Raw genomic sequence first — 13132 nt, forward strand, 5'->3', positions numbered from 1 at the left:
TGCTCGCTTTTTCTCATATAATAAGCCGGAATACTTACTGTATTTTAGGGGAAATTATTGCGAGACAGATTATTAGCATGATGGTTTAAACAATGCTATACTTTCGTTGTAATTAGTATTAATTAGGAGGCAAAATAAATGGCTATTTCAAATGTAACAGATGCAAATTTCTCTGCTGAAACAGGCTCTGGCCTTGTGCTTGCAGATTTCTGGGCTCCATGGTGTGGACCTTGTAAAATGATCGCTCCCGTTCTTGAAGAACTTGATTCAGAAATGGGCGACAAAGTTAAAATTGTGAAATTAGATGTAGACGATAACCAAGAAACTGCTGCTAAATACGGCGTTATGAGCATCCCTACACTTCTAGTTTTCAAAAATGGCGAAGTAGTTGACAAAGTTGTCGGCTTCCAGCCTAAAGATGCTTTAGCAGGTGTGTTAGAAAAGCACGCATAAGCACAGATAACCTTAGCTAGTTTACACTGGCTAAGGTTTTTTATTTTTGGAAAAAACATCAGGCTTTTCTTTATCAGTGCTATGATTTAAAATTTACAGATAGATAAAGACGGAGAGGAGCAGCTAAGAATGAATGAAAATATTAAACAAAAGTTAACACTGCTGCCTGATCAGCCTGGCTGCTACTTGATGAAAGACCGTCAGGGAACGATCATTTATGTTGGTAAAGCAAAAATACTAAAAAATCGTGTACGCTCTTATTTTACTGGGTCACACGATGGAAAAACGTTCAGACTCGTCAATGAGATTGAGGACTTCGAATATATTGTCACCTCATCCAATATTGAGGCGCTGTTACTTGAATTAAATTTAATCAAAAAATACGACCCAAAATATAACGTCATGCTGAAGGATGATAAAACCTATCCGTTTATTAAGTTAACCGCGGAAAGACATCCAAAGCTAATCATAACAAGAAAAGTAAAAAAGGATAAAGGCAAGTACTTTGGTCCGTATCCAAACGTTATGGCAGCAAATGAAACAAAAAAGCTCCTAGACCGGATTTACCCATTGCGAAAATGTTCAACCCTTCCTGACCGGGTTTGCTTGTATTACCATTTAGGACAGTGCCTGGCACCATGTGTCAATGAGGTCCATGAAGAGCAATACAAGCAAATGACAGACGAAATTACCCGCTTCCTTAATGGCGGTTATAAAGAGATAAAAAAAGAACTGACTGAAAAAATGGCCAGCGCTTCTGAGGAATTGGATTTTGAACGTGCAAAGGAATTCCGCGACAAGATTATTCATATCGAGACGATTATGGAAAAGCAAAAAATCACGATGACAGATTTTACTGACCGTGATGTATTTGGCTATGCAGTCGACAAAGGCTGGATGTGTGTACAAGTTTTCTTCGTACGCCAAGGAAAACTAATCGAACGTGATGTTTCCATGTTTCCCATTTACAATGAGCCAGAAGAAGAGATTCTCACTTTCCTTGGTCAATTTTACGAAAAATCCAATCATTTCAAACCAAAAGAAATTTTCATTCAAGATGAAGTTGACTTAAATATAGCAGAGCAGCTTCTTCAAGTGAAAGTACTCAAGCCACAGCGTGGTCAGAAAAAAGATTTGATTAAAATGGCCATCAAAAATGCAAAAATAGCACTGAATGAGAAATTTTCACTGATTGAAAAGGATGAGGTACGAACTATCAAAGCAGTTGAAAATCTTGGAGAACTTATGGGTATTTATACCCCTCACCGAATAGAGTCTTTCGATAATTCTAATATTCAAGGGACGGATCCGGTATCTGCCATGGTCGTATTTATCGACGGAAAGCCGAATAAACGTGAGTATCGAAAGTATAAGATAAAGTCGGTTAAAGGTCCTGATGATTATGAATCGATGCGTGAAGTAACGAGAAGGAGATATTCAAGAGCTTTAAAAGAAGAATTGCCACTTCCAGACTTAATTATCATTGATGGTGGAAAAGGACATGTGGAGGCTGTCAGAGACGTGCTAGAGAACGAGCTTGGCTTAGATATCCCACTGGCTGGATTGGTGAAGGATGATAAGCACAAAACTTCTAATTTGTTATATGGGAATCCACTTGAAATTATCCCGCTTGGCAGAAACAGCCAAGAGTTTTATTTATTACAAAGAATTCAAGATGAAGTTCACCGTTTTGCGATTACCTTCCATCGTCAAACTCGTGGAAAGAGTGCATTTCAATCGGTGCTCGATGACATTCCAGGTGTAGGTGAAAAAAGGAAAAAGCAATTATTAAAGGAATTTGGTTCGGTTAAGAAAATGAAAGAAGCTACATTTGAAGAATTTAGAGCCCTGGGTATTCCAGCTCCCGTAGTAGAAGAATTAATGAAAAAACTTCAAACCTAGTGATTGTCAGAATAATGGCACTATGCTATAATGAGTGAAAATTATATTACTATCACTTTTTAATACTAAAGTGAAGGTAGAGGTGCGAGCTTCAAGAGTAATGATTCAGAGAAGGATGAGCTTCTGGGAAGAATCATGAAAGGGGATGTTCGCCGAAGTGAAGAAAGTCTCATTTCTTTCTTTGCTGGTCTGAGTATTGAATAAATACCGGATTGTCAAGACGTCATGTCTTGGAGAGCTATCTTACATTGTAGACGCGAAAATTTTTTTGTGTATTCAAGCAATGAGATGCCCTCTCATTGCTTTTTTCTTTTTTTGCGGGGAAAACTATAATGATAGCTAAACCTATAACTGAAAGCAGGGGAAAAGATGGGTTTAATTGTTCAAAAGTTTGGCGGCACTTCAGTAGGTAGTGTGGAAAAAATACTTAATGTAGTACAGCGGGTAAAGGCGGAAACTGCTCAGGGGAATCAGGTGGTTGTGGTTGTTTCTGCAATGGGGAAATCAACGGATCAGCTGGTGGATTTAGCGAAGGAAATTTCTGGACAGCCAAATAAACGGGATATGGATATGCTGTTAAGCACAGGAGAACAGGTGACAATCGCTTTATTGTCAATGGCATTAAATGAGCAAAAGCTGCCTGCCGTTTCGTTTACAGGCTGGCAGGCTGGAATTGTCACAGAGCCTATCCATGGAAATGCCCGCATTACAACGATTAATGCAGAAGCGGTAAAGAATCAGCTAGCTGCTGGCAAAGTGGTGATTGTCGCAGGATTCCAAGGGATTACCGAAAATGGCGAGATTACAACTCTTGGCCGAGGCGGTTCTGATACCACAGCGGTGGCGCTTGCAGCAACGCTTAAGGCTGATAAATGCGATATATATACCGATGTAACCGGAGTTTTCACGACAGATCCACGATATGTGAAGAGTGCACGTAAATTAAAATCAGTGTCTTATGATGAAATGCTTGAGCTAGCAAATTTAGGAGCCGGTGTCCTGCACCCGAGAGCAGTAGAATTTGCGAAAAACTATCAAGTACGACTTGAAGTTCGTTCAAGTTTGGAGAGAGTAGAAGGAACAGTGATTGAGGAGGAAGCATCAATGGAACAAAACCTGGTAGTCCGTGGAGTGGCATTTGAAGATGAAATTACAAAGGTGAGCGTGTTAGGGCTGGCTAATTCTTTAACTAGTTTATCAACCATCTTTACAACATTAGCTGAGAATCATTTAAACGTCGATATCATTGTTCAAAGCACAACAGATGCAGAAACAGCAAATCTTGCTTTCTCGATTAAAACAGATGACCTATTAGAGACGTTAAATGTCCTTGAAAATAACAAGGATGTTCTGAATTATGATCAGCTTGACGCAGAAAATAAATTGGCGAAGGTGTCTATCGTTGGTTCCGGAATGATTTCAAATCCAGGTGTTGCAGCCAAAATGTTTGAAGTACTGGCGGCCAACCAGATTCAAATAAAAATGGTCAGCACCTCAGAAATTAAAGTCTCAGCAGTAGTCGAAGAAAAACACATGCTAAAAGCAGTAGAAGTCCTGCACCAAGCATTTGGTCTAAATAGCGAAGTGTAAAAAATAAAAAACATTCCTTGAAGGAACTCCTTCAAGGAATGTTTTTACTCTTAGTGTCCGCCTGAGGTGGACAGTGTCCACGGATGGTGACAGGCACCATTAATGGCGGCACCATTAATGGCGGTTGTTAATGGCACCATCAAATAGTGTCTTTTCGATCCCATTTGACGGTGAATTGGACTTTGTTTGCTTTTTTTATTGGGTGTTCAAAGGTTTCGGCGATGACTTGTTTTTGGTGTTGGATTTGCTCCGCAAGGAAGCCTGCTTCGATTTGGAAGTAGTGTTCTGCTTTTGATTTGACTCGTGAAACGATTAACGGGCTGACTAGTTCGAATTCGATTTCATCTTTTCGCTCTTTTTTTATTTCGAGCTGTCCCCAGGAGGCTCTTGAAAAGAATTCGATGATGTCATCAAGTGTATTTAATGGGTGTTTACGAGCTAAACTTTTTCCAGCCCAATACAGAATCTCTGGGGTGTCCTTGCCTAAGATTTCGGGCAATACGAATTCCCTGATTAGTTCATAACCAAATAGTGAAATATTTCTTGATTCATCGGATTGTAAAGTAAGTTCGACGGCAGTACTTTCATTCATAAATAGCATCCCCTCTTTCTACCATTCTATTATATACAATAACGTCTTTAAGTAAGAACACTTTTTATGGAATATAGTGTAAAGCATTAGAGTGGTAAAGGATTGTTATCTTGCAATACAATAGCCCATCTTTCATCATAATTTATGTTTCCCAATTAACAATATAGACTATGAAGAAAATTTAATTATTCGTTGTAATTCTACTGGATTTAATACTAGATAATTCCATTTTCAAGTAGAGAAACTTATAATTTATTATAATATCAATATATTTTAAAAATTTTATTTTTATCCAACTTTTGTGTATACGTTTTCTTGACGCTTATACCCGTTGGGAGTAAAATGGACATGTCACATATTTGTCACAGTGGTGCTAAGTTTGAATCTATTTAAATTAAATTGTGAAAAAAGGCTTAACATCATGTTAAAAATTCAAGGGGGGTTAATTATGGCGGGGAATCGAGAGTTTTTGAATCGAAGATTGCATTCATTACTAGGAGTAATTCCAATAGGTTTATTCCTTGTGCAGCATCTAGTAGTCAACCATTTTGCTACAGGAGGGGCTGAGTCCTTTAACAAAGCTGCAGATTTTATGGGGAACCTACCTTTTAGAATTGTCCTAGAAACTGTAATTATTTATTTACCAATTTTATTTCATGCAATCTATGGGCTTTATATTGCATTTACTGCAAAAAACAACGCAGGAAAATATGGATATTTCAGAAACTGGATGTTCCTATTACAGCGTGTTTCAGGTGTAATTACGCTAATCTTTATTACATGGCACGTATGGCAAACTCGCGTTGCAGCAGCATTTGGTGCCCATGTTAACTATGACATGATGGCTGATATCTTATCTTCACCATTCATGCTTACTTTCTATTTGATTGGTGTCATTTCAACGATTTTCCACTTTGCGAACGGTTTGTGGTCATTCTTGGTTAGCTGGGGTATTACAGTTTCCCCACGTTCTCAAGTAATTTCTACATATTTTACAATTGGAGTTTTCGTGGTTCTTTCAATTGTAGGAATTAGAGCAATCTTAGCTTTTATTTAAAAAATTAACTTCATACTCCGTGTTGAAAAATATCGGATTTTTGGATTAAGGGAGTGAGTCACAATGAGTAAAGGTAAGGTGATCATAGTTGGCGGCGGTTTAGCCGGCTTAATGGCAACGATCAAAGTTGCAGAAACAGGGACACCTGTAGAATTATTTTCACTTGTTCCAGTTAAGCGTTCCCACTCCGTTTGTGCCCAAGGCGGTATGAATGGAGCAGTAAATACTAAAGGAGAAGGAGATTCTCCGTGGATACACTTTGATGATACCGTTTATGGCGGAGACTTCTTAGCTAACCAGCCGCCAGTTAAGGCGATGTGTGAAGCTGCACCTGGAATTATTCACTTAATGGACCGGATGGGTGTAATGTTTAACCGTACTCCTGAAGGACTTTTAGACTTCCGCCGTTTCGGAGGTACACAGCATTCAAGAACAGCATTTGCTGGTGCGACTACAGGTCAGCAGCTACTTTATGCATTGGACGAGCAGGTTCGTCGACACGAAGTGGCGGGTCTAGTAACAAAGTACGAAGGATGGGAATTTTTAGGATCAGTTGTCGATGAGGATGGTGTTTGCCGCGGAATCGTTGCACAAAATTTAACTTCTATGGAGATTAAATCCTTCGCAGGAGATGCTGTCATTATGGCAACCGGCGGACCTGGAATTATTTTTGGTAAAACAACGAACTCAGTTATTAATACAGGCTCAGCTGCATCAATCGTTTATCAACAAGGTGCATATTACGCTAATGGTGAAATGATTCAAATACACCCAACTGCTATCCCTGGAGATGATAAGCTTCGTTTAATGAGTGAATCAGCTCGTGGTGAAGGCGGTCGGGTTTGGACTTATAAAGATGGAAAACCATGGTACTTCCTGGAGGAAAAATATCCTGCTTATGGAAATCTAGTACCACGTGATATTGCAACACGTGAAATTTTCTCTGTCTGTGTAGACCAGAAGTTAGGTATTAATGGTGAAAACATGGTATACCTAGATCTTTCGCATAAGGATCCAAAAGAATTAGATATTAAACTTGGTGGAATTATTGAAATCTATGAAAAATTCATGGGTGACGATCCGCGTAAAGTTCCAATGAAAATCTTCCCTGCCGTGCACTATTCTATGGGCGGACTTTGGGTTGACTATGACCAAATGACGAACATTCCTGGCCTTTTTGCTGCAGGTGAGTGTGATTATTCACAGCACGGCGCCAATCGTTTAGGTGCGAATTCATTACTATCTGCTATTTATGGCGGTATGGTCGTTGGGCCGAATGCAGTTAGATATATCAAGGGTCTTGAAAAGAGTTCAGATGCTGTTTCATCAACTGTATTTGATCGTCATGTCAAGGAACAAGAAGAGAAGTGGTCTTCCATTATGTCTTTAAATGGTACAGAAAATGCGTACGTTCTTCATAAAGAGCTTGGCGAATGGATGACTGATAATGTGACAGTTGTACGTCACAATGACAGACTATTAAAAACAGATGACAAGATTCAAGAGTTATTAGAGCGTTATAAAAATATTAATATTCAAGATACAAGCAAATGGAGCAATCAGGGAGCAACCTTTACACGTCAATTACAAAACATGCTACAATTGGCACGCGTTATCACTATTGGTGCTTATAATCGTAATGAAAGTCGCGGTGCGCACTATAAGCCAGAGTTCCCGAACCGTGATGATGAAAACTTCTTAAAAACAACAATGGCAAAATTTGTTGATGGCTCATCTGCACCAGCTTTCCATTACGAGGAGATTGACGTTTCATTAATCAAGCCTCGTGAACGCAACTATGCAAAAAAGAAAGGGGAGTAGGAAGATATGTCTGAAAATAAAACAGTGAAATTTATTGTTACACGTCAAGATAGCCCTGATTCTGCTCCTTATGAAGAGGAGTTTGAGCTAGCGTATCGTCCAAATATGAACGTAATTTCTGCTTTAATGGAAATTCGTAGAAATCCTGTCAATACAAAAGGACAAGACACTACCCCAATTACTTGGGATAGTAACTGCCTTGAAGAAGTTTGTGGAGCATGTTCAATGGTTATTAACGGAAAGCCGCGTCAATCTTGTTCGGCACTCGTTGACCAATTAGAGCAGCCAATTCGTTTAGAGCCAATGAGAACATTCCCTGTTGTCCGTGACCTACAGGTTGACCGCAGCAGAATGTTCGATGCATTAAAGAAAGTAAAAGCCTGGATACCAATCGATGGAACGTACGATTTGGGACCTGGTCCTCGTATGCCAGAGAAAAAGCGTCAATGGGCTTACGAGCTTTCAAAATGTATGACATGTGGTGTTTGTCTTGAGGCATGTCCAAATGTAAACAGCAACTCAAGCTTTATTGGACCTCAGCCGCTTTCACAAGTACGTTTGTTCAATGCTCACCCAACTGGTGAAATGAACAGATCAGAACGTTTAGAAGCGATTATGGGCGATGGTGGACTAGCAAACTGTGGTAACTCACAGAACTGTGTTCAATCATGTCCGAAAGGAATTCCATTAACTACATCGATTGCAGCTCTAAACCGTGACACGACAATCCAAGCATTTAGAAACTTCTTTGGAAGCGATAATGCGTAACTCTTAATTTAAGAAAAACCTTCTTTTCTATTATGAAAAGAAGGTTTTTCTATCCAGAGGCTAGGACTTTTGAACAGCCTTTTGGTATACTAATAGTAATAATTTTTAAGTTCGGAAAAAGGATGGTATATGAGGGTGAAAAAGCTTCCGTTAATAATGATTTTGGCAGGATTAATTGTCATTGGAGTCGGAGTCTGGCAAATCGTCGAGACTTATTTTCAGACTGATGCTTCACTAAAAGAAGCGAAAGAAATTGTAGCAAAGGCTGAATCTACCTATGATGAGGAAGAACCTTTTAAAAACCCTAAAAAAGTCGATCCGCCCAAGTTTGGTGATACAATTGGGTTATTGAAGATACCAAAGATTGAAGCGGAGTTGGCCATTGTGGAAGGAACGGACCCCAATGATCTAAAAAAGGGTGTCGGGCATTACAAGGGATCCTATTTTCCTGCAGAGAACGGTCAGATTGTCTTATCTGGTCATCGTGATACTGTTTTTAGGCGTTTAGGTGAATTAAAGCCAGGAGATACTTTTGTGATGCACATGCCAAATGGTAAATTTAAATATGAATTGACCAATACCAAAATCGTTGATGCGGACGATCGAACCGTCATTACCCTGCAAAATACGAAGGAAGAATTAATCGTCATTACCTGTTATCCATTCCGTTTTGTCGGAAACGCTCCACAGCGCTATATCATTTATGCAAAACCCATTTAAAGTCCTGAGAAAGGGGCTTTTTTTATTTTTATAAAATCATTCTTCTTTAGTAATTCTAGTCACTACAAATGTGTTATTCACATAAGATATCGTGACTAAATATATACCCACCCAACGGATCATAACTGGCGAAGGCAAGGAGGGTCACAATACTTGAAGGAGAATGAATATACTCACAAGCCGTTACTCACCAAACGTGAAAGAGAAGTATTCGAACTCTTAGTACAGGATAAAACTACTAAGGAAATCGCTGGTGAATTATTTATAAGCGAGAAGACGGTTCGAAATCATATTTCCAATGTAAAATGTTATGAATCACCCATAATTTTTCGTCCTTAAACCCTTGATTTATTAAGGTCTAGGTATAAAATAAATGCTGGCTCATATATATGTGAGTAGGAGAAACAATGGTTGGCTATCTTTAAGGAGGGCTAATCATGATTCAAATGATTACAGACGAAATGGACACAAGATGGTTCATTGACCCCTATTCCAACCGAATCTTGTTGGTGGAATGGGGCAGCAAGCAAATTCCTCTTAAATAGAGGAATTTGCTTTTTTTTGTCGAATAGATAGATTTGGAAAAAAAGGAGGCATCATCATGGAAAACAACAAATTGAAAAAAATATTGGACATTTACAATATCGAGCGCACAGATATTGTGAGAGAAAATTTATTGAAAGACGAAACCTATTTGAAATTCAGAGAAGATTATCGCAAAAAAGCAAAAGAAGAGAATCTTTCGGATGAATTAGTGGAAAACGGTCTATTAAGCGATCTGTATGTATCTGCTTACCGAACGGTCATCATCCAAAAGAGCATAGAAGACAAATTAGCCAGAAATAAATAAATCAAATTTGGTTTACAATCTCCTCTTACTCGCTTAAAAACACTTATGCTTTTTTCTTGCTGAACCATGAATTGCATATTTTTGCTTGTACACTATAATAAACGGACAGAAAAATCTTCTTTGAAAAAGGAAGATTTTTTTCTTTTCCGCCTTCCAATCCATTTGAATACAGAACGAGCGTTCTGTATTATTTAAGCATAAAGGGACCTCCAAAATCCTTTTGGTTTTTTATTTATAATGGAATAAATGAAAAAAGTAATAATAAGTGTGTAAATATTCCGACTATTGACTGTCTTTTGCCATAATATGATATAATATTTATGAGGAGGGGATAAATATGTATGAAGCACTAATGATTGCATTTTATTTTATAAATAGAAGTGTTCCAAATACGAATGAAAGCGTTACTAATTTAAAACTACAAAAACTCCTCTATTATGCTCAAGGATTTTATATTGCTAGACATCCAAACAGAGAATTATTATTTCCTGATACCATAGAAGCATGGGTCCACGGACCAGTAGTTCCTAATGTATACAGACATTTTTCAAATTACAAATATCATGATATTGTTGAGCAACATGAAGTTAATATTGCACCTGAAGATATCGAAGTTCTAGATATGGTTTGGGAAACATTTAGAAATTTTTCAGGGAAAGAACTCGAAAGAATTACTCATCAGGAAGAGCCATGGTTAAATGCAAGAAATAATTTAGCATGGCACCAGTACAGTAATACACCAATTGATCCTTACTTCATTGCTGATTACTTTGAAAGAGAATATTTAGGGGGTGTCTAACATAATAGGCACTCTTTTTTTTAGGAGGCATTATGGATTTACTGGGACTATTTGAAGAAATAAATAATCAATTAGTAAATGGAATAAGTACAATAATGAGATATGTATTTCCGCTTAGTTTTACAATTTACTTTTTTCTTTATAAAGAAAAAAAGGACATTGCTTATTCACTTTTACATTTTACATTTTCATTTAGATACTTTTTTTATATAGTCTTTTCAATACTTTTAATTTTATTTCCCTATTTGCAGTTTTTGCCTGTAATAAATTATAAATATACCCCAATAACTGTTTTTATTCTATGGTTGTTATCTGTCGGATTCTCATATGATAAAGTATTAAGATCAATTAATATAAAATATACATTTTCAGAAAATACCACACGTATTAAAAAAGTAAAAAACAGATTAAAGTTAAAAGTTGAATCAAAAAAAATAAGAATTCATGATAGAAACGGTGATGAAATAACTCAATTTTTGAGGTATATTAAGAAAAAAAATATTTCAAATTGTTTCTTTAAACTTACTATTTTAGTAGAATCAAATTTCCAAATTCTCTTTTCTAAAGTGAAATACAATTTACCAATTGATTTTTCAAACAATAATCAAGAATTTAGTTCCAGTATTGTTGACATTAATAATGAAATTGCAGATTTATTTAATTACGACAATGAATTCTACAAAATGTATAGCAAGGAGTATTTCAAATTTTATAGATTGATACTGAAGGAGCATGTTCAGTTAGTTTCACAGTGTTTATCACTAAATAGTTTAAAGGATTTGAATGAGGTAATAAAAAATCTTACAAATTTAGTACCTCCAATAAACAGCCTTTATTCTAAAGAATTTTATAATGAATTTTATAAAACGGTATTTGATTCATTAACTTTGCTTTCCGATAAGCAACATCACTATGCTGTAAGCATATTACGAAATATGAATATCCTTGAAAATGACTCTGATCAAATATATAGACAAGAAGATTTGATGGCACTTATTTATAGTTTATTGATTGTTTCAGTCGAAAAAAACAATGTTAAGTCCCTAACTGATGTAGCAAACATTGCATTTACAATGCAAGAAAGAAATAATCGCCAAATTAAGGCTCCTAATGGGGGAATATCGTTTAATTTTAATAAATTAAAAGAAAAGTTACAAAATCAGGATAATGACGAAAAACTAATTTATTTATTCATCCTATGTATGATAAAAGCCATTGAATTAGGTCATTATGCTTGCGTTGGATATTTAATTAAGGTATCAATTCAAAATTTTGATAATAAAAGTTTGAATGCTGCATTTATTAAGTTACGCCAATTTAATAAGCCGTATGTACTCAATCCTGATGATCCGTGGTTGAAGGTAAATTATGATATTGTAAAAGAAATAAATGTAAATTTTAACTTTAGTGATGTATCATATTTTTATTGTCTTGAAAAAGTCGCTACATTGGTGTATCTTCAACAATTGTTTTTAAAAAAAATCGGTAATACTAAAGAATTAATTGATTTTGAGATTATTAGTATTAGAGAGATTATTGGCAATGAATCGAAATTTAACTATTTTAAATTGAAACTTAAAGGACTAAATAAGGAATATGGTATGATATGCTTAAAAGATGATGAATTTAAAGATGAGATTAAATATCCCAACCCATCTTCAGATATGTATAAGTATGTAAAGATTTAAAAAACCCAATAAAGTTTATTGGGTTTTTTGCTTATCAAGAACCAGGAAGTTGAAATTTTGTTATATTAATTTACTTTTATAGCCACTATATAAGAGGTACCTAAAAAAAGAGCATAAACTTCATCGTTGCAAAATTAGTAGGAAAGGAAATATAGTAATGCTGTAAAAAATAATAAAATCATATTGGTGGAATTTTAATGCATTCTTTAAGGCACAGAGACGTTCTCTGTGCTTTTTTTCTTTTGTCGGGGGGAGAAGTTTAGTGGGGCGATAAATAAAGAATGAAGGGGTATTTTTGTACTTTAAGAGTGTTATTTTAATCAAATCATTCATTATAAATGAAAATTGTAAAAATGGGCAAATTAATACCTTTTTTTGTTCCATTCAGTTAAATCGGCGTTAGTATTATTAAGTATTTAGTAACTGATAATTATTTGACGAACGAATACCTTCGCATTTGTCTTTGCAAAAATGAACACCCTATGTGTTCCTTTTTGCAATTCAAGGCTATGCGTCGTAATGGATTCATTATTATGAGTTGGGAACGGGCAGTCGAAAATCCTCGCACAAGTTTGTGAGATAAGATGTGTTTTGATCCAACGTGTTCATGTTTCGTTTGGTGAGACATCAAATGAGATAATCGCAGTAAGAGGTCTGCAAATTGTCGCAACGTCATTTTAGACTTTGGAAATGAAACAAAAATACACCTAAACAGGAGGAAAAGAAAATGGGAATTATCAAGTAAATTGAGTTTGAAGAAGCGAAAGAACTCTGTATTTCGGAGGTTGGAAATCTTTTGCTTAAAATTAGTATTTTAGAATTCAGGGAAAAACGATTAAAAAGAATGCGAGAAACAAAAGAATGAAATCAAACTTATAACTCCGAGGTCCGT

General features: G+C 36.2%; 12 protein-coding genes and 1 riboswitch. Of the genes, 11 read left to right on the forward strand and 1 reads right to left on the reverse strand.

Going from position 1 to position 13132, the window contains the following annotated elements; all coding sequences use genetic code 11:
• Nucleotides 1-138: 138 nt before the first annotated feature.
• The 3 genes from trxA (at nt 139) to M3189_RS12865 (ending at nt 3945) form a co-directional block, all read left to right on the forward strand.
• The gene (trxA, locus tag M3189_RS12855; RefSeq protein WP_179159982.1) at nt 139-453 is read left to right on the forward strand and encodes a thioredoxin; all 315 of its coding nucleotides are present in this window, start codon (nt 139-141) and stop codon (nt 451-453) included.
• Between the two features lie 129 nt (nt 454-582).
• Entirely contained in the window at nt 583-2355 is a 1773-nt protein-coding gene (uvrC, locus tag M3189_RS12860) for an excinuclease ABC subunit UvrC (protein WP_251634473.1), read from the forward strand.
• 69 nt (nt 2356-2424) lie between these two features.
• Nucleotides 2425-2604, forward strand: a riboswitch (Lysine riboswitch).
• 120 nt (nt 2605-2724) lie between these two features.
• Nucleotides 2725-3945 (forward strand): aspartate kinase, encoded by a 1221-nt coding sequence (locus tag M3189_RS12865; RefSeq protein ID WP_251634474.1) that lies wholly within the window; start codon nt 2725-2727, stop codon nt 3943-3945.
• Between the two features lie 139 nt (nt 3946-4084).
• On the opposite strand, the gene M3189_RS12870 is transcribed toward M3189_RS12865, so the two are convergent.
• A complete protein-coding gene (locus tag M3189_RS12870; RefSeq protein ID WP_251634475.1) occupies nt 4085-4537 on the reverse strand; it encodes a YslB family protein in 453 nt (150 codons plus the stop codon).
• Between the two features lie 448 nt (nt 4538-4985).
• Here M3189_RS12870 and M3189_RS12875 point away from each other — a divergent pair, with 448 nt between their 5' ends.
• From M3189_RS12875 to M3189_RS12910, 8 genes are all read left to right on the forward strand, one after another.
• On the forward strand, nt 4986-5594 hold the full coding sequence (locus M3189_RS12875; RefSeq protein WP_251634476.1) for a succinate dehydrogenase cytochrome b558 subunit: 609 nt from the start codon (nt 4986-4988) through the stop codon (nt 5592-5594).
• A gap of 63 nt (nt 5595-5657) precedes the next feature.
• Nucleotides 5658-7415: a succinate dehydrogenase flavoprotein subunit gene (sdhA, locus tag M3189_RS12880; protein ID WP_251634477.1), complete on the forward strand. Its 1758-nt coding sequence runs from the start codon at nt 5658-5660 to the stop codon at nt 7413-7415.
• A gap of 6 nt (nt 7416-7421) precedes the next feature.
• Entirely contained in the window at nt 7422-8183 is a 762-nt protein-coding gene (sdhB, locus tag M3189_RS12885; RefSeq protein WP_251634478.1) for a succinate dehydrogenase iron-sulfur subunit, read from the forward strand.
• Nucleotides 8184-8312: 129 nt separating this feature from the next.
• Nucleotides 8313-8903, forward strand: a complete 591-nt coding sequence (locus M3189_RS12890) for a class D sortase (RefSeq protein ID WP_251634479.1) — start codon at nt 8313-8315, stop codon at nt 8901-8903.
• Nucleotides 8904-9056: 153 nt separating this feature from the next.
• A complete protein-coding gene (locus tag M3189_RS12895; RefSeq protein ID WP_251634480.1) occupies nt 9057-9242 on the forward strand; it encodes a helix-turn-helix domain-containing protein in 186 nt (61 codons plus the stop codon).
• A gap of 262 nt (nt 9243-9504) precedes the next feature.
• Nucleotides 9505-9753, forward strand: coding sequence for a hypothetical protein (locus M3189_RS12900; protein ID WP_251634481.1), 249 nt, complete (start codon nt 9505-9507; stop codon nt 9751-9753).
• A 337-nt stretch (nt 9754-10090) separates the two neighbouring features.
• Nucleotides 10091-10552, forward strand: coding sequence for a Panacea domain-containing protein (locus M3189_RS12905; protein ID WP_251634482.1), 462 nt, complete (start codon nt 10091-10093; stop codon nt 10550-10552).
• A gap of 32 nt (nt 10553-10584) precedes the next feature.
• A complete protein-coding gene (locus tag M3189_RS12910) occupies nt 10585-12240 on the forward strand; it encodes a hypothetical protein (RefSeq protein WP_251634483.1) in 1656 nt (551 codons plus the stop codon).
• Nucleotides 12241-13132 lie beyond the last annotated feature (892 nt).

This window comes from Neobacillus niacini, assembly GCF_023715415.1.
Taxonomy (GTDB): domain Bacteria; phylum Bacillota; class Bacilli; order Bacillales; family Cytobacillaceae; genus Neobacillus; species Neobacillus niacini_C.